Genomic DNA, 17,220 nt, shown 5'->3' with positions numbered 1-17,220 from the left:
AAGCCGGCTTTACGCGTCTGATTTGCATGGGCGAAACGTTTGCGCTGATTCGGCGCGAGATTGGCTCAGGCGGCACGTCCCGGTCAGCGGGATCATCCAGGGGGCCCGGCCAACGGGTCTTGAAGACAGGCGGCATATGGCTTCGAAAACCACAAATCCTTTCGTCTTTCTCCAGCAGGTCCGCGCGGAGACAGCCAAGGTGACTTGGCCGTCGCGTCGCGAGACGATGATCTCGACGATCATGGTTCTGGCCTTTGCTGTGATCGCGATGATCTTTTTCTTCAGCGCCGATCAGCTGATGGGCCTCGCTGTCGAACAGCTTCTGGGAATTGGACGTTAAGTCCGGCGATTACGGAGAAGTCGAAAAATGACTGCGCGCTGGTACATCGTCCACGCTTATTCGAATTTTGAAAAGAAGGTCGCTGAAGACATCGTCAACAAGGCCAAGCAAAAGGGCCTGTCCGCCGATATCGAGCAGATCGTGGTGCCGACCGAGAAGGTCGTAGAGGTTCGTCGAGGCCGCAAGGTCGATGCCGAGCGCAAATTCTTCCCGGGCTACGTGCTCTTGAAGGCCAACTTGACCGACGCGGTGTTCTCGCTGGTGAAGAACACGCCGAAGGTCACCGGCTTTCTGGGTGACTCCAAGCCGGTGCCGATCACCGAGGCGGAAGCGCAGCGCATCCTGAACCAGGTGCAGGAAGGCGTCGAGCGGCCGAAGCCCTCGGTCACCTTCGAGATCGGCGAGGCGATCCGCGTTTCGGATGGTCCCTTCGCGTCCTTCAACGGCTTCGTCCAGGAAGTGGACGAGGAGCGGGCGCGGCTCAAGGTGGAAGTTTCGATCTTCGGGCGCGCCGTGCCTGTCGATCTGGAATTCGGACAGGTCGAAAAGGGCTGATCCGAAACTCCTGGCGCCGGTTCGGCGATCAGGGGAGGCGGCGCGGAAACGTGCAGCCTCGAGAACGGTGGGAGATGAGTGCGGCTTTAGCCGGCTGCACGGATCGCACCACCAGACTGCAACCGCCGGTGTTTCCCAAGATGGTTGGGGCCGGCATAGACAAAGGCAGGAAAAGAGATGGCTAAGAAAATTGCAGGCCAGCTCAAGCTCCAGGTGAAAGCGGGATCGGCTACGCCGTCTCCCCCGATCGGCCCGGCGCTTGGTCAGCGTGGCATCAACATCATGGAATTCTGCAAGGCGTTCAACGCGCAGACCCAGGAAATGGAAAAGGGATCGCCGGTTCCGGTCGTCATCACCTATTACCAGGACAAGTCGTTCACCTTCGTCATGAAGACGGCACCGGTGAGCTACTTCCTGAAGAAGGCAGCGAACCTCACGTCAGGTTCGAAGGAGCCGGGCAAGGTCAAGGCTGGCACCGTTTCGCGCGACAAGGTTCGCGAGATCGCCACTGCCAAGATGAAGGATCTGAACGCAAACGACGTCGAAGCGGCCATGCGCATGGTCGAGGGCTCCGCCCGCTCGATGGGTCTGGAAGTGGTGGGCTGAGATCATGGCAAAGATTGCAAAGCGTGTATCGAAGGCCCGCGAAGGCATTGATCCCAACAAGGCTTATGCCTTGGGCGATGCGTTGAAGCTGCTCAAGGACCGTTCCTCGGTCAAGTTCGACGAGACCGTCGAAGTGGCGATGAACCTCGGCGTCGACCCGCGCCATGCCGACCAGATGGTCCGCGGCGTGGTCAACCTGCCGAACGGCACTGGCCGCTCGGTTCGCGTTGCCGTGTTCGCCCGTGGCGACAAGGCGGAAGAGGCCAAGGCCGCCGGTGCCGACATCGTTGGTGCCGAGGACCTGGTCGACATCGTCCAGAAGGGCACGATCGATTTCGATCGCTGCATCGCCACGCCGGACATGATGCCGCTGGTCGGCCGTCTCGGCAAGGTGCTCGGCCCGCGCGGCATGATGCCGAACCCGAAGGTCGGCACCGTCACCACCGACGTCGCGGCTGCCGTCAAGGCATCGAAGGGCGGCGCTGTCGAATTCCGCGTCGAGAAGGCCGGCATCGTTCATGCCGGCGTCGGCAAGGTCTCGTTCGACGTCAAGGCGCTGGAAGAGAATATCCGCGCCTTCACCGATGCGGTGACCAAGGCAAAGCCGGCTGGCGCCAAGGGCAACTACGTCAAGAAGGTGTCAGTCACCTCGACGATGGGCCCGGGCCTCAAGCTCGACGTCTCGACGCTCACCGCGTCCTGATACGAACATATTGGATTGGCCGCTAAGCGGCTGATCCGCAACTGAATTCCGGGCCTCCGACTTGTTGGTGGCCCGGTACCGGAAGCCGAGAGGCTTCCGGACATCCTGTCCGAGATTGCAGGCGGCCCAGAAGCCTTAATTCAATTGGGCCTGCATGAGACGGGTGAAAACCGGACAACGGAGCGACAAGCTCCAATGAAAGGTTCGAACCGTGTTTGCCTTTTGTCTGCGCATCGTCGGCCTGGCCGGTGGTGTGGCGAAAGGGGGCAGGATCCTCGAGCGTCGTTCGGGAGATCCGTTACTGGATGGCCCGACCGGCAAAAGGCAACCCGACGCCTGTCCTCGCGAATGGGATGTTCCCATTAACAGGATAGGGGTCAACTGGAGATAGGCAGTGGACAGAGCGGAAAAACGCGAACTCGTCACGGGCCTGAATGATGCGTTTTCGGGCGCAGGTTCAGTCGTAGTGGCCCACTATGCCGGTATCACCGTCGCGCAAATGAACGACCTTCGGTCGAAAATGCGCGCTGCCGGTGGCACCGTTAAAGTCGCGAAGAACCGTCTCGCCAAAATCGCTCTTCAGGGCACGGACTCCGCATCGATCATCGACCTGTTCAAGGGACAGACGCTGATTGCTTATTCGGAGGATCCGATTGCGGCGCCGAAGGTCGCGTCCGATTTCGCCAAGGGGAATGACAAGTTGATCATTCTCGGCGGTGCAATGGGCACAACCTCGCTCAATGCCGACGGTGTGAAGGCACTCGCCACACTTCCGTCGCTCAATGAGCTGCGCGCCAGGCTGGTTGGCATGATCGCCACGCCGGCAACCCGGATCGCCCAGATCGTCAATGCGCCAGCGGCTTCGGTCGCGCGCGTCATCGGCGCTTACGCCCGGAAGGACGAGGCGGCATGAGGCCGTTCCTCGCTATCACAAACACACGTTCGAACCTTATGAAGGATTACAACAATGGCTGATCTCGCAAAGATCGTAGACGACCTTTCGAAGCTGACCGTCCTTGAGGCGGCCGAGCTGTCGAAGCTTCTGGAAGAAAAGTGGGGCGTTTCGGCTGCTGCTCCGGTGGCGGTTGCCGCTGCTGGCGGTGGCGCTGCTGCCGCAGCTCCGGTTGAAGAGAAGACCGAATTCGACGTCGTCCTCGTCGAGGCCGGCGCTCAGAAGATCAACGTCATCAAGGAAGTCCGCGCCATCACCGGTCTTGGCCTCAAGGAAGCCAAGGATCTGGTCGAAGCGGCTCCGAAGCCGGTCAAGGAAGCCGTTTCCAAGGCCGACGCTGACAAGTTCAAGGCCCAGCTGGAAGCAGCCGGCGCCAAGGTCGAACTGAAGTAAGCGTAAAAAGCGGCGGGCGGCCTCGCGCCGTCCGCCACTCCCTTCACTCGGAAGGGAGCACGCGTAGCGCGAGATGTACGAGAACCTCTTTCCTGAGGGCCGCAAACGGCCTTCAGGAAACGGGTTTTCTACCGTTTTAGCCGGTCGGCCGAAAAGCCGCCGGAGAACAGACAGAGGGCCGCCGCCCAGGCGGCTCGGTATGCAAGGCGAGCCGCGGCGAGGTTCGTCCCGAGTTTAGAGCTAAGGAGCGACGATGGCCCAGACCCAGACTTTCAATGGCCGCAGACGCGTACGCAAATTCTTCGGAAAGATTCCGGAAGTTGCGGAGATGCCGAACCTGATCGAGGTTCAGAAGGCATCCTATGACCAGTTCCTGATGGTGGCGGAGCCCAAGGGTGGGCGTCCGGACGAGGGACTGCAGGCCGTTTTCAAGTCGGTCTTCCCGATTCAGGACTTTTCCGGCTCCTCCATGCTGGAGTTCGTGAAGTACGAGTTCGAAGGACCGAAATTCGACGTTGACGAATGCCGTCAGCGCGACCTCACCTATGCCGCGCCGCTGAAGGTGACGCTGCGCCTTATCGTGTTCGATATCGACGAAGATACCGGCGCCAAGTCGATCAAGGACATCAAGGAGCAGGACGTCTACATGGGCGACATGCCGCTCATGACCTTGAACGGCACCTTTATCGTCAACGGCACCGAGCGCGTCATCGTCTCGCAGATGCACCGCTCGCCGGGCGTCTTCTTTGACCATGACAAGGGCAAGTCGCACTCGTCGGGCAAGCTTTTGTTTGCCGCGCGCGTCATCCCCTATCGTGGTTCGTGGCTCGATATCGAGTTCGATTCCAAGGACGTCGTGCACGCCCGCATCGACCGTCGCCGCAAGATTCCAGCGACCTCGCTGCTCATGGCGCTCGGCATGGACGGCGAAGAGATCCTGTCGACCTTCTACAACAAGATCACCTACAAGCGGGCCGGCGACCACTGGCGCATCCCGTTCAACGTCGAGCGTTTCCGCGGCCTCAAGGCCGTCGGCGATCTGGTCGACGCCGATACCGGCGAGATCGTTGTCGAGCAAGGCAAGAAGATCACCGCCCGCCAGGCCAGGGCGCTTGGCGAAAAGGGTCTCAAGGCGATCAAGGCGACCGACGAGGATCTGCTCGGCAATTACCTCGCCGAGGACATCGTCAACTACGCCACCGGCGAGATCTTCCTCGAAGCCGGCGATGAGATCGACGAAAAGACGCTGAAGGTGCTGCTTGGCACTGGCGAGAACGAGATCAAGGTTCTCGACATCGACCACGTCAATGTCGGCGCCTACATCCGCAACACGCTCAACGTCGACAAGAACGAGAGCCGCCAGGACGCGCTGTTCGACATCTATCGTGTCATGCGCCCCGGCGAGCCGCCGACGCTCGAGACCGCCGAAGCCATGTTCAACTCGCTGTTTTTCGACAGCGAGCGTTACGATCTGTCGGCCGTTGGCCGCGTCAAGATGAACATGCGCCTCGAACTCAAGGCCGAGGACACCGTGCGCGTGCTGCGCAAGGACGACATCCTGGCCGTGGTCAAGACGCTGGTTGAACTGCGCGACGGCAAGGGCGAGATCGACGACATCGACAATCTCGGCAACCGCCGCGTGCGTTCGGTCGGCGAGCTGATGGAAAACCAGTACCGCGTCGGCCTGCTGCGCATGGAGCGCGCGATCAAGGAGCGTATGTCCTCGATCGAGATCGACACGGTCATGCCGCAGGACCTGATCAACGCCAAGCCGGCGGCTGCCGCCGTGCGCGAGTTCTTCGGTTCCTCGCAGCTGTCGCAGTTCATGGACCAGACCAACCCGCTGTCGGAGATCACCCACAAGCGTCGCCTGTCGGCGCTTGGACCGGGTGGTCTGACCCGCGAGCGCGCCGGCTTCGAAGTGCGCGACGTGCACCCGACGCATTACGGCCGCATCTGCCCGATCGAGACGCCGGAAGGCCCGAATATCGGTCTGATCAACTCGCTGGCCACCTTCGCACGCGTCAACAAGTACGGCTTCATCGAGAGCCCGTACCGCAAGATCGTCGATGGCAAGCTGACCAATGACGTCGTCTATCTCTCGGCGATGGAAGAAGCCAAGCACCATGTCGCGCAGGCCAATGCCGAGCTCGACAAGAATGGCGGCTTCGTCGACGAGTTCGTCATTTGCCGCAGCGCCGGCGAAGTGATGATGGCGCCGCGCGAAAACGTCGACCTGATGGACGTGTCGCCCAAGCAGATGGTGTCGGTGGCCGCGGCCCTGATCCCGTTCCTCGAGAACGACGACGCCAACCGCGCGCTGATGGGCTCGAACATGCAGCGTCAGGCCGTGCCGCTGGTACGCGCCGAGGCGCCGTTCGTCGGCACCGGCATGGAGCCGATCGTTGCCCGTGACTCGGGCGCCGCAATCGGCGCCCGTCGTGGCGGCATCGTCGACCAGGTGGACGCGACGCGTATCGTTATCCGCGCGACGGAAGATCTCGATCCGGGCAAGTCCGGCGTCGACATCTACCGGCTGATGAAGTTCCAGCGTTCGAACCAGAACACCTGCATCAACCAGCGTCCGCTGGTGCGTATGGGTGACCGGGTCAACAAGGGCGACATCATCGCCGACGGTCCGTCGACCGAGCTCGGTGATCTGGCGCTCGGCCGCAACGTGCTGGTCGCGTTCATGCCGTGGAACGGCTACAACTACGAGGACTCGATCCTGCTCTCCGAGCGCATCGTGGCCGATGACGTCTTCACCTCGATCCATATCGAGGAGTTCGAAGTCATGGCTCGCGATACCAAGCTTGGACCGGAGGAAATCACGCGTGATATTCCCAACGTCTCGGAAGAAGCGCTGAAGAACCTCGACGAAGCCGGCATCGTCTATATCGGTGCGGAAGTTCAGCCGGGCGACATCCTGGTCGGCAAGATCACGCCGAAGGGCGAAAGCCCGATGACGCCGGAAGAAAAGCTTCTGCGCGCCATCTTCGGCGAAAAGGCTTCCGACGTGCGCGACACCTCGATGCGCATGCCTCCGGGCACCTTCGGCACCGTCGTCGAGGTGCGCGTGTTCAATCGCCACGGTGTGGAGAAGGACGAGCGCGCCATGGCGATCGAGCGCGAGGAGATCGAACGCCTCGCCAAGGACCGTGACGACGAGCAGGCTATCCTGGACCGTAACGTCTACGCGCGTCTCTCCGACGTGCTCGTCGGCAAGGAAGCGATCGCTGGACCGAAGGGCTTCAAGAAGGGCTCGACGCTGTCCAAGGATACGCTCGACGAGTATCCGCGTTCGCAGTGGTGGCAGTTTGCCGTGGAGAACGAAAAGCTCCAGAGCGAACTGGAAGCCCTGCGTGGCCAGTACGACGACTCCAAGAAGGCGCTCGAACAGCGCTTCATGGACAAGGTCGAGAAGGTGCAGCGCGGCGACGAAATGCCTCCGGGCGTCATGAAGATGGTCAAGGTCTTCGTGGCCGTGAAGCGCAAGATGCAGCCGGGCGACAAGATGGCCGGCCGTCACGGCAACAAGGGTGTCGTGTCTCGCATCGTTCCGGTCGAAGACATGCCTTTCCTCGAGGACGGCACGCATGCCGATATCGTGCTCAACCCGCTGGGTGTGCCGAGCCGCATGAATGTCGGCCAGATCCTGGAAACGCATCTGGGCTGGGCATGCGCTGGCATGGGCAAGAAGATCGGCGAGCTGATCGACGCGTATAAGGTGGCGGGTGACATCAAGCCGCTGCGCAAGACGCTCGAGAGCTTCATTCCGGCCAACGATCGCAACGAGCCGGTCCGCGAATATGACGATGAGAGCATTGTTCGCCTCAGCGAGCAGATGCGCCGCGGCGTCTCGATCGCGACCCCGGTGTTCGACGGCGCGCATGAGGCTGACATCAACATCATGCTGGAGCAGGCGGGCCTGCACACATCAGGTCAGTCGCAGCTCTATGACGGACGCACGGGCGAGCCGTTCGATCGCAAGGTGACGATGGGCTACATCTATATGCTCAAGCTTCACCATCTCGTGGACGACAAGATCCACGCGCGTTCGATCGGCCCGTACTCGCTCGTTACCCAGCAGCCGCTGGGCGGCAAGGCGCAGTTCGGCGGCCAGCGCTTCGGCGAGATGGAGGTCTGGGCGCTGGAAGCCTACGGCGCCGCCTACACGCTGCAGGAAATGCTGACGGTGAAGTCCGACGACGTCGCCGGCCGCACCAAGGTCTACGAGGCGATCGTACGCGGCGACGACACCTTCGAGGCCGGCATCCCCGAGAGCTTCAACGTTCTCGTCAAGGAAATGCGGTCTCTCGGCCTCAATGTCGAGCTGGAGAATACCAAGCTCGACGACAACCCTGTCCGGCTGCCCGACGCAGCTGAGTAAGGCTACGGCGCGCCGCACAAGCTGCGGCGCGCCAAATAAATTCGACGGCCAGTGGCCGACACAAGACGGCGGGCGTTTGGCCCGCGCTAGATGCAAGGGGTTTTCGAGGACCCCGAAAAGGAGAACGGCATGAACCAAGAGGTCATGAATCTCTTCAATCCGCAGGCGCCTGCGCAGGTGTTCGATTCCATCCGGATCTCACTGGCCAGCCCTGAGAAGATTCTGTCCTGGTCGTTTGGCGAGATCAAGAAGCCGGAGACCATCAACTACCGCACCTTCAAGCCGGAGCGTGACGGTCTGTTCTGCGCGCGCATTTTCGGCCCGATCAAGGACTATGAGTGCTTGTGCGGCAAGTACAAGCGCATGAAGTACAAGGGCGTCATCTGCGAAAAGTGCGGCGTCGAAGTCACGCTGTCGCGCGTCCGTCGCGAGCGCATGGGCCATATCGAGCTCGCCGCACCCGTCGCTCACATCTGGTTCCTGAAGTCGCTGCCGTCGCGCATCGGCACGCTGCTCGACATGACCCTGAAGGACATCGAGCGCGTCCTCTACTTCGAGAACTACATCGTCACCGAGCCTGGCCTCACCGCGCTGAAGGAGCACCAGCTGCTCAGCGAGGAAGAGTACATGATCGCTGTCGACGAGTATGGCGAGGATTCGTTCACCGCCATGATCGGCGCCGAGGCCATTCATGACCTTCTGGCCGGCATGGACCTGGAGAAGATCGCCGGCGACCTGCGTTCGGAACTGGCTTCGACCACGTCCGAGCTGAAGCAGAAGAAGTATCTCAAGCGGCTCAAGGTCGTCGAGAATTTCATGGAATCCGGCAACCGTCCGGAATGGATGATCATGAAGGTGGTTCCGGTGATCCCGCCGGACCTGCGCCCGCTGGTTCCGCTGGATGGTGGACGTTTCGCCACGTCCGACCTGAACGACCTCTATCGTCGCGTCATCAATCGCAACAACCGTCTGAAGCGGCTGATCGAGCTGCGCGCTCCCGGCATCATCGTGCGCAATGAAAAGCGCATGCTGCAGGAAGCCGTCGATGCGCTGTTCGACAATGGCCGTCGCGGCCGCGTCATCACCGGCGCCAACAAGCGCCCGCTGAAGTCGCTGTCCGACATGCTGAAGGGCAAGCAGGGCCGGTTCCGTCAGAACCTGCTCGGCAAGCGCGTCGACTATTCCGGCCGTTCGGTCATCGTCACCGGTCCGGAGCTCAAGCTGCACCAGTGCGGCCTGCCGAAGAAGATGGCGCTCGAACTGTTCAAGCCCTTCATCTACGCCCGTCTCGACGCCAAGGGTTACTCCTCGACCGTCAAGCAGGCCAAGAAGCTGGTCGAGAAGGAGCGTCCGGAGGTCTGGGATATCCTCGACGAGGTCATCCGCGAGCACCCGGTTCTGCTGAACCGCGCGCCGACGCTGCACCGCTTGGGCATCCAGGCGTTCGAGCCGATCCTGATCGAAGGCAAGGCGATCCAGCTGCACCCGCTGGTGTGCACGGCCTTCAACGCCGACTTCGACGGTGACCAGATGGCGGTTCACGTGCCGCTTTCGCTGGAAGCGCAGCTTGAAGCCCGCGTGCTGATGATGTCGACCAACAACATCCTGCACCCGGCTTCCGGCGCGCCGATCATCGTGCCGTCGCAGGACATGGTTCTCGGTCTCTACTATCTCTCGATCGTCAACCAGAACGAGCCGGGCGAAGGCATGGTGTTTGCCGACATGGGCGAACTCCAGCATGCGCTCGAGACCAAGGCCGTGACGCTGCACTCCAAGATCAGGGGCCGCTTCCGCACGGTCGATGCCGAAGGCAAGATCGTGTCGAAGATCCATGACACCACCCCTGGCCGCATGATCATCGGCGAGCTTCTGCCGAAGAACGTCAACGTGCCCTACGAGACCGCCAACCAGGAGATGACCAAGAAGAACATCTCCAAGATGATCGACACCGTCTACCGCCATTGCGGTCAGAAGGAGACGGTCATTTTCTGCGATCGCATCATGGCGCTCGGCTTCAGCCATGCCTGCCGTGCCGGCATTTCGTTCGGCAAGGACGACATGCTGATCCCCGACAGCAAGATCAAGCTGGTGTCCGACACCGAGGCTTTGGCCAAGGAATACGAGCAGCAGTACAATGACGGCCTGATCACGCAGGGCGAGAAGTACAACAAGGTCGTCGACGCCTGGGCCAAGTGCTCGGAAAAGGTCGCCGACGAAATGATGGCCCGCATCAAGGCGGTCGAGTTCGAGGACAATGGCCGTCAGAAGCCGATGAACTCGATCTACATGATGTCGCACTCCGGTGCGCGTGGCTCGCCCACCCAGATGCGCCAGCTTGCCGGCATGCGCGGCCTGATGGCCAAGCCGTCGGGTGAAATCATCGAGACGCCGATCATCTCGAACTTCAAGGAAGGCCTGACCGTGCTCGAGTACTTCAACTCGACCCACGGCGCCCGCAAGGGTCTGGCCGACACCGCCCTGAAGACGGCGAACTCGGGCTACCTCACCCGTCGTCTGGTCGACGTGGCGCAGGACTGCATCGTCAACTCCGTGGATTGCGGCACCGACAAGGGCCTCACCATGCAGCCGATCGTCGATGCCGGTCAGGTCGTTGCTTCGGTCGGCCAGCGCGTGCTGGGCCGTACCTCGCTCGACGACATCACCCATCCGGTGTCGGGCGATGTTCTGGTCAAGGCCGGAACGCTGATGGACGAGCGTGACGTGGAGAAGATCGAAAAGGCCGGCGTGCAGTCGGTCCGCATTCGCTCGGCACTGACCTGCGAGGTCAGGATCGGCGTCTGCGCGGTCTGCTACGGACGCGATCTGGCTCGCGGTACCCCGGTCAACCAGGGTGAAGCGGTCGGCGTCATCGCGGCGCAGTCGATCGGTGAGCCGGGTACCCAGCTCACTATGCGTACCTTCCACATGGGCGGTACCGCGCAGGTGGTGGACTCTTCGTTCCTTGAAGCCTCCTATGAGGGCAAGGTCGAGATCCGCAACCGCAACGTGGTGCGCAACTCCGACGGCCAGCAGATGGTCATGGGCCGCAACATGGCGGTGCTGATCCTCGATGAAGCCGGAAAGGAGCGTGCCTCGCACCGCCTCACCTATGGTTCGCGCATCTTCGTGGACGATGGTGACAAGGTGAAGCGCGGCCAGCGTATCGCCGAGTGGGATCCCTATACCCGTCCGGTCCTCACCGAAATCGAGGGCAGGGTGTCGTACGAGGATCTGGTCGATGGCATCTCCGTCCAGGAAACGGCCGACGAGTCGACCGGCATCACCAAGCGTGAGGTCATCGACTGGCGCTCGACGCCGCGTGGAAACGACCTGAAGCCGGCGATCGCCATCCAGGACGCCAAGGGCAAGGTCGGCAAGCTGTCGAAGGGCGGCGACGCCCGCTTCCTGCTCTCGGTCGAGGCCATTCTCTCGGTCGAGCCGGGTTCGCAGGTTCGCCCTGGCGACGTTCTGGCGCGTATCCCGATGGAAAGTGCCAAGACCAAGGACATCACCGGCGGTCTGCCGCGTGTTGCCGAACTGTTCGAGGCACGTCGTCCGAAGGATCACGCCATCATCGCCGAGATCGATGGCACGATCCGCTTCGGCCGCGACTACAAGAACAAGCGCCGCATCATCATCGAGCCGCACGACTCGACGCTTGAGCCGGTCGAATACCTGATCCCGAAGGGCAAGCCGTTCCATCTCCAGGACGGCGACGTCATCGAGAAGGGCGACTACATCCTCGACGGCAATCCGGCGCCGCACGACATCCTGGCGATCAAGGGCGTGGAGGCACTTGCTTCCTACCTCGTCAACGAAATCCAGGAAGTTTATCGTCTGCAGGGCGTGTCGATCAACGACAAGCACATCGAGGTGATCGTTCGCCAGATGCTGCAGAAGGTCGAGATCACGGTGCAGGGCGACTCGACCTACATTCCGGGCGACCACGTCGACGTGATCGAGCTGGAAGAGGTCAACGAGCGCCTGGTCGAGGACGGCAAGAAGCCGGCCGAAGGCCAGCCGGTGCTGCTGGGCATAACCAAGGCCTCGCTGCAGACGCCGTCCTTCATCTCGGCCGCCTCCTTCCAGGAGACGACCAGGGTGCTGACGGAAGCCGCGGTTGCCGGCAAGACCGACATGCTGCAGGGCTTGAAGGAAAACGTCATTGTCGGCCGGCTGATCCCGGCCGGCACAGGCGGCACGATGAGCCAGATCCGGCGCATCGCCACCTCGCGCGACGAACTGATCATCGATGAGCGCCGCAAGGCCTCCGGTGTGGAAGTTGCCGAGCCTATGCTGGCCGACATGACAACCGCCGCGCAGTAAGCGCGGCGGCCAAAAATCTCAGGCAACAAGGCCGTCGGGGCAACCCGGCGGCCTTTTTGTTTTCCTGGGCATGGCGAAGTTGGTATCCATGGTGGCGAGAGGTCCACGCGTTCCTACTCTTTCGCGTTTCGGCTCTCGATCGGAGAAGAGAACGATGAGCAAGAAGACCTGGGCTGCTGTCGACGACTACATCGTTGATGCCCTGTTCGAGGCGGATCCCGCCCTCGACACTGTTCTGGCCGCCAACCGTGACCAAGGTTTGCCGCCGATCGACGTCTCGCCGGCGCAGGGCAAGCTGCTTTCGCTTCTTGCGCGCATTCAGGGAGCGAAGAAGGTTCTCGAAATCGGCACGCTGGGCGGCTATTCGACGATCTGGATGGCGCGCGCCTTGCCTGCAAGCGGCAAGATCGTGACGCTTGAACTCGACCCGCACCACGCCAGCGTCGCGAGGTCAAACTTTGTCCGGGCAGGCGTGTCGGAGCGCGTGGAACTGCGGGTCGGGCCGGCCGTTCAGTCACTTGCCGCGCTGAGCGCTGAGAACGCCGGACCGTTCGATCTCATCTTCATCGACGCCGACAAGCCGAACAACCCGAATTATTTGTCCTGGGCGATGCGGCTTTCGCGGCCGGGAACGGTCATTGTCTGTGACAACGTCATCCGCGACGGCGCCGTGCTCGATGAGGGTGGCCATGACGCCAACGTCGTGGGCGCCCGGGCAGCGTTCTCGTTCATCGGCAGCGATAAGCGGTTGGATGGCACCGCCATTCAGACGGTTGGCGCCAAGGGCTATGACGGCTTTGCGATTGCGATCGTCGAGTGAAAACGCAACTCTGATGTCGAAGAGTGTTGGACAGATGAACGAGGCAGCCCTTTGGGACCTAATCAATACGGGCCGCGAGCGCATGAACTTTGCGCAGCGAAGGCTCTGGGATTTGATCGGGATCGACCCCGAGCAATGGATTCACCGGACCTCGGCTGGCGATGATCATCGCATTTGGGTTGTAGCGCTGATCGGCCGAACTGTGATCTCTTGAGATTGCCGTTCAAGATGTGCTGACCGAATTGGAATTCGGACATCGCACCGCACCAATCGTCTCCGGACCTAAGCCGGGAACATATCCCGGCCAAGGCTCACGATAGCACACCTCGATTCAATCGAAAAACGCCTCGACCACATTGCGCTTGCCGAGCATGAAGGCGTCGGCGACATGCTGCAGCGGCGCCAGATCGACATCTGAGGCACCGGCGCGCACGATCTCGGCGAAACGCTTGTAAAGCATCGGGTATTCCGCCTCCGGCTCCTCGTGCACGACACGGCCGTCGACCGCGAGCTTCGAACCACCGCCCGACAGCACCATCTTGCCGGCATCCGTGTCGGCCAGGATGTCCCAGCTTTGCGGGCCGGTCTGCAGCCAGTCGAGGTCCATTGTCACCGGCAGTCCGTTCGACGTGCGGAAGGTGACCTGCGCTGCGACCGGGGCGGCGCGGTTTTCCGGAAAGTCGAGCACGGCCGCGGTGATGAACATCGCCGGCAGGATGTGGGTTGCGATCGACAGCGCGTTGATGCCGGGATCGAAGACACCGAAGCCGCCAGGCGCCCAGATCCAGTCCTGATTCGGATGCCAGCGGCGTACGTCCTCTTTCCAGACAATCGCAGCTGACCGGATTCGGGTCGATGCGAGGAAGTTGCGCGCGGCCTCCACAGCCGGCGCGTAGCGCGAATGCCAGCTGGCGAACAGCGAGACGCCACTGGCCGTCGCAAGTCTCTTCAGGTCCTCGACCTCGCTGACCGTGGCGCCGGGCGGCTTTTCCAGGAAGACATGCTTTTTTGCGATCAGCGCCGTGCGCGCCGCATCGTAGCGGAACTGCGGCGGCATGCAGAGCGAAACGGCGTCGAGCTCCGGCACCGCGTCGAGCATTGCTTCGATGGTGGGAAAATTCGGAATGCCGTCGACCTTGCCGTGCCGGCTGGCGGCCGCGACCAGGCGATAGTCCTGGTCTTTCGCCAGGGCCGGCAGGTGCTGGTCGCGGACGATCTTGCCGACGCCGACGATGCCAATGTTGATGGGCTCAGACACGGCCGCTCCGTCTGTTTGATGATGGTGAGCGTTTCTAGCAGAAGACTTGCTCCGGGCAAGCCGAAGCCGCCCAGTGGGAGCCGAAAGCTCAGCCCCAGCTTTCCTCGAATTGCAACGTCAGCTTTCCGCCCGCCAGAAAGGCCTCGATCACTGGTTCGAAAGGCGAGGGGTCGAGGCCGTTGGCTGCCAGCCATTCATCCGAATAGTAGGTGTTGGCATAGCGGTCACCGGAATCGCAGATCAGCGTAACCAGCGAACCGGTTTTGCCATGCTCGACCATACGTGCGGCCTGAAAGCACATGGCGATGAAGTTGGTGCCGGTCGAGCCGCCGACACGGCGGCCGAGCCGGCGCGACAAAACCCGCATCGCCGCCAGCGATACGGCATCCGGCACCCGCAGCATGTGATCGATGACGCCAGGCACGAAGGACGGCTCCATGCGCGGCCGGCCAATGCCCTCGATCCGCGACGGCTGTTCGCAGCGACAATCGCGATCGTGCGTGGCAAAGCCTTTGAAGAAGGCGGAGCGCTCGACATCCGCAACCGACAGCCGCGTGGCGTGCCGCTTGTAGCGCAGGTATCGGCCAATCGTGGCTGACGTGCCGCCCGTACCGGCACTCATCACGATCCAGCTTGGGATGGGATGCCGCTCCTCGCGCATCTGTCCGAAGATGGAATCGGCAATGTTGTTGTTGCCGCGCCAGTCGGTGGCGCGTTCGGCATGGGTGAACTGGTCCATGAAATGGCCGCCGAGCCGTTCGGTGAGTTCGGCCGACTCGGCATAGATGCGCCTGCCGTCGTCGATGAAATGGCAGTTGCCGCCATAATGCTCGATCGCGGCGATCTTTTCGCGCGACGTCGATCGGGGCATCACTGCGTAGAAAGGCACGCCGATCATGCGGGCGAAATACGCTTCCGACACCGCTGTTGAGCCTGATGAGGCTTCGACCACTGGCGAGCCTTCGCGGACCAGGCCATTGCACAGAGCATAAAGAAACAGCGAACGCGCCAGCCGGTGCTTCAGGCTGCCGGTCGGATGGGTGGATTCATCCTTGAGATAGAAGTCAATTCCCATCGGCGCCGGCAGGTCGAGTTTCCAAAGATGCGTGTCCGCAGAGCGGTGCTGGTCGGCCTCGATCGCGGCGACCGCCTTGTCGGCCCAGGCCCGGGATGCAGGTTCAACCATTCTCGATCCTGCCATCATCTGTGCCCTGGTTTCAGATCGGCACGTCGAAGGTGACGATCGAGACTTCGCCTTCGAGCGCGCCTTGGAATGCCGACAGATGCGGTTCGTCGTCGGGTACGCCTTCCATGTCGCCGATCTGGTCGAGTTCGGCCTCGGCGTAGCCCTCCGCGGCGAGCGATTCGAGCACGCGGCGCACCGCCGAATCGTCATCGGGCGCAACCAGCATGACATGCACGCCTTCCGGCTTGCCGCCCTTCTTCTTCCACACCCGGCCGGTGACGATGGTGACCGGCCGTTCCTCATTGTCGTTCACGGGTCGATTCCTTCGAATGAGGAGATTTGGGCTGTTCATGCGGACTTTTCGCATGAAGCATGACTTCGCAACAGTCGAAAACCGGTCACTTTCTTCTCCGTCCTTGCAAAATGACGAAAGAAAATTACATGCGGTTTTCGCATGGCTGCCAAGCCCCGGCTTCAATGCAATATTTGGCACTCCGGGGTTGACGGTTCGCGGGCTTGCGAGTAGAAGCCGCCCAGTCAGAACCGATGTGAGGCTCTCCCTTCCGAAGCGACACGCTTTGGAGTTTGCCTCAAACAGGGTTCGTTTTACGAGCGAAAAGACATTTCCGGCGTGCACGAAGCGAGTTCCGCTTCCTCTGCCATTTGTTCGGGCAAGACCGCGAGGCGCGGTTTATGGCCCGAATTTGCGTATGGAAATGACGCTTTGAGCGGCCCTGACCGGGCGAGACACGGAATTGAGAGACAAGAGGGTTTAATGCCTACCGTCAACCAGCTGATCCGCAAGCCGCGCATTGCGCCGGTGAAGCGCAACAAGGTCCCGGCCATGCAGCAGAACCCGCAGAAGCGGGGCGTCTGCACGCGCGTCTATACAACGACGCCGAAGAAGCCGAACTCGGCGCTGCGCAAGGTGGCCAAGATCCGCCTGACCAATGGTTTTGAAGTGATCGGGTACATCCCCGGCGAAGGTCACAACCTTCAGGAGCACTCCGTGGTCATGATCCGCGGCGGCCGCGTCAAGGATCTTCCGGGCGTTCGCTACCACATCATCCGCGGCGTGCTCGACACGCAGGGTGTGAAGAACCGCAAGCAGCGCCGTTCGAAGTACGGCGCCAAGCGGCCGAAGTAAGATTTTCCGGCCCTGGCGCTCGAATGCGTCGGGCTATGAGATTGAGAGACAAAAGCCATGTCGCGTCGTCACAGTGCAGAAAAGCGTGAGATCAATCCGGACCCGAAGTTCGGCGATCTGATCGTCACCAAGTTCATGAACGCCGTCATGTATGACGGCAAGAAGTCGGTTGCCGAGACCATCGTCTACGGCGCGCTCGACCAGGTTCAGTCGAAGACCAAGCAGGAGCCGGTCACCGTCTTCCATCAGGCGCTCGACAATGTCGCGCCGCATGTGGAAGTGCGTTCGCGTCGCGTCGGCGGCGCCACCTACCAGGTTCCGGTCGATGTGCGCCCCGAGCGTCGTCAGGCATTGGCCATCCGTTGGCTGATCGCTGCCGCCCGCAACCGCAACGAGACCACCATGGTCGACCGCCTCTCCGGCGAGCTTATGGACGCGGCCAACAACCGCGGCACGGCCGTCAAGAAGCGTGAAGACACCCACAAGATGGCTGAAGCCAACCGCGCTTTCGCGCACTACCGCTGGTAAAGCGCGAACGAGACTG

The 17,220-nt window shown here is 61.7% G+C and carries 15 protein-coding genes; 12 read left to right on the top strand and 3 right to left on the bottom strand.

All coding sequences use genetic code 11. The features are described 5' to 3' along the window. Positions 1-136 precede the first annotated feature (136 nt). The 10 genes from secE (at position 137) to EB235_RS34850 (ending at position 13,299) form a co-directional block, all read left to right on the top strand. Positions 137-340, top strand: coding sequence for a preprotein translocase subunit SecE (secE, locus tag EB235_RS22730; RefSeq protein WP_027028825.1), 204 nt, complete (start codon positions 137-139; stop codon positions 338-340). A gap of 27 nt (positions 341-367) precedes the next feature. Then, positions 368-895: a transcription termination/antitermination protein NusG gene (gene nusG / locus EB235_RS22725; RefSeq protein ID WP_027028826.1), complete on the top strand. Its 528-nt coding sequence runs from the start codon at positions 368-370 to the stop codon at positions 893-895. Between the two features lie 177 nt (positions 896-1,072). Next, positions 1,073-1,501, top strand: coding sequence for a 50S ribosomal protein L11 (rplK, locus tag EB235_RS22720; protein WP_013531410.1), 429 nt, complete (start codon positions 1,073-1,075; stop codon positions 1,499-1,501). Positions 1,502-1,505: 4 nt separating this feature from the next. After that, complete coding sequence (gene rplA, locus EB235_RS22715; protein ID WP_027028827.1) at positions 1,506-2,204, top strand: 50S ribosomal protein L1; 699 nt, start codon at positions 1,506-1,508, stop codon at positions 2,202-2,204. Positions 2,205-2,598: 394 nt separating this feature from the next. Beyond that, positions 2,599-3,117, top strand: a complete 519-nt coding sequence (gene rplJ / locus EB235_RS22710) for a 50S ribosomal protein L10 (RefSeq protein WP_027028828.1) — start codon at positions 2,599-2,601, stop codon at positions 3,115-3,117. A 54-nt stretch (positions 3,118-3,171) separates the two neighbouring features. Further along, complete coding sequence (gene rplL, locus EB235_RS22705; RefSeq protein WP_027028829.1) at positions 3,172-3,549, top strand: 50S ribosomal protein L7/L12; 378 nt, start codon at positions 3,172-3,174, stop codon at positions 3,547-3,549. Between the two features lie 253 nt (positions 3,550-3,802). Beyond that, positions 3,803-7,939: a DNA-directed RNA polymerase subunit beta gene (gene rpoB, locus EB235_RS22700; RefSeq protein ID WP_027028830.1), complete on the top strand. Its 4,137-nt coding sequence runs from the start codon at positions 3,803-3,805 to the stop codon at positions 7,937-7,939. Positions 7,940-8,068: 129 nt separating this feature from the next. Beyond that, positions 8,069-12,265, top strand: coding sequence for a DNA-directed RNA polymerase subunit beta' (gene rpoC / locus EB235_RS22695; protein ID WP_027028831.1), 4,197 nt, complete (start codon positions 8,069-8,071; stop codon positions 12,263-12,265). A gap of 154 nt (positions 12,266-12,419) precedes the next feature. Next, positions 12,420-13,085, top strand: a complete 666-nt coding sequence (locus EB235_RS22690) for an O-methyltransferase (protein WP_027028832.1) — start codon at positions 12,420-12,422, stop codon at positions 13,083-13,085. Positions 13,086-13,119: 34 nt separating this feature from the next. Beyond that, positions 13,120-13,299: a hypothetical protein gene (locus EB235_RS34850; RefSeq protein WP_245268738.1), complete on the top strand. Its 180-nt coding sequence runs from the start codon at positions 13,120-13,122 to the stop codon at positions 13,297-13,299. 117 nt (positions 13,300-13,416) lie between these two features. Here EB235_RS34850 and EB235_RS22680 read toward each other — a convergent pair whose 3' ends face one another. From EB235_RS22680 to EB235_RS22670, 3 genes are all read right to left on the bottom strand, one after another. Beyond that, positions 13,417-14,343, bottom strand: a complete 927-nt coding sequence (locus EB235_RS22680) for a Gfo/Idh/MocA family protein (protein ID WP_027028833.1) — start codon at positions 14,341-14,343, stop codon at positions 13,417-13,419. Positions 14,344-14,431: 88 nt separating this feature from the next. Further along, positions 14,432-15,529, bottom strand: a complete 1,098-nt coding sequence (locus EB235_RS22675) for a PLP-dependent cysteine synthase family protein (protein WP_245268739.1) — start codon at positions 15,527-15,529, stop codon at positions 14,432-14,434. Between the two features lie 31 nt (positions 15,530-15,560). Then, positions 15,561-15,842, bottom strand: a complete 282-nt coding sequence (locus EB235_RS22670) for a hypothetical protein (RefSeq protein WP_027028835.1) — start codon at positions 15,840-15,842, stop codon at positions 15,561-15,563. A 462-nt stretch (positions 15,843-16,304) separates the two neighbouring features. On the opposite strand from EB235_RS22670, the gene rpsL reads away from it, so the two are divergent. Both rpsL and rpsG read left to right on the top strand, forming a co-directional pair. Beyond that, entirely contained in the window at positions 16,305-16,676 is a 372-nt protein-coding gene (gene rpsL / locus EB235_RS22665; RefSeq protein WP_006333356.1) for a 30S ribosomal protein S12, read from the top strand. Positions 16,677-16,733: 57 nt separating this feature from the next. Continuing rightward, positions 16,734-17,204, top strand: a complete 471-nt coding sequence (gene rpsG, locus EB235_RS22660; RefSeq protein ID WP_008875664.1) for a 30S ribosomal protein S7 — start codon at positions 16,734-16,736, stop codon at positions 17,202-17,204. Positions 17,205-17,220: the final 16 nt, after the last annotated feature.

It is taken from the genome of Mesorhizobium loti R88b, assembly GCF_013170845.1.
Lineage (GTDB): Bacteria > Pseudomonadota > Alphaproteobacteria > Rhizobiales > Rhizobiaceae > Mesorhizobium > Mesorhizobium loti_B.
This window is presented reverse-complemented; position numbering and strand designations above follow the sequence as displayed.

Bases quoted from the DNA above. Each gene is read 5' to 3' on its own strand.
- secE (WP_027028825.1), top strand. From the start codon at position 137: ATGGCTTCGAAAACCACAAATCCTTTCGTCTTTCTCCAGCAGGTCCGC.
- nusG (WP_027028826.1), top strand. From the start codon at position 368: ATGACTGCGCGCTGGTACATCGTCCACGCTTATTCGAATTTTGAAAAG.
- rplK (WP_013531410.1), top strand. From the start codon at position 1,073: ATGGCTAAGAAAATTGCAGGCCAGCTCAAGCTCCAGGTGAAAGCGGGA.
- rplA (WP_027028827.1), top strand. From the start codon at position 1,506: ATGGCAAAGATTGCAAAGCGTGTATCGAAGGCCCGCGAAGGCATTGAT.
- rplL (WP_027028829.1), top strand. From the start codon at position 3,172: ATGGCTGATCTCGCAAAGATCGTAGACGACCTTTCGAAGCTGACCGTC.
- rpoB (WP_027028830.1), top strand. From the start codon at position 3,803: ATGGCCCAGACCCAGACTTTCAATGGCCGCAGACGCGTACGCAAATTC.
- rpoC (WP_027028831.1), top strand. From the start codon at position 8,069: ATGAACCAAGAGGTCATGAATCTCTTCAATCCGCAGGCGCCTGCGCAG.
- EB235_RS22690 (WP_027028832.1), top strand. From the start codon at position 12,420: ATGAGCAAGAAGACCTGGGCTGCTGTCGACGACTACATCGTTGATGCC.
- EB235_RS34850 (WP_245268738.1), top strand. From the start codon at position 13,120: ATGAACGAGGCAGCCCTTTGGGACCTAATCAATACGGGCCGCGAGCGC.
- EB235_RS22675 (WP_245268739.1), bottom strand. From the start codon at position 15,529: ATGGTTGAACCTGCATCCCGGGCCTGGGCCGACAAGGCGGTCGCCGCG.
- rpsL (WP_006333356.1), top strand. From the start codon at position 16,305: ATGCCTACCGTCAACCAGCTGATCCGCAAGCCGCGCATTGCGCCGGTG.
- rpsG (WP_008875664.1), top strand. From the start codon at position 16,734: ATGTCGCGTCGTCACAGTGCAGAAAAGCGTGAGATCAATCCGGACCCG.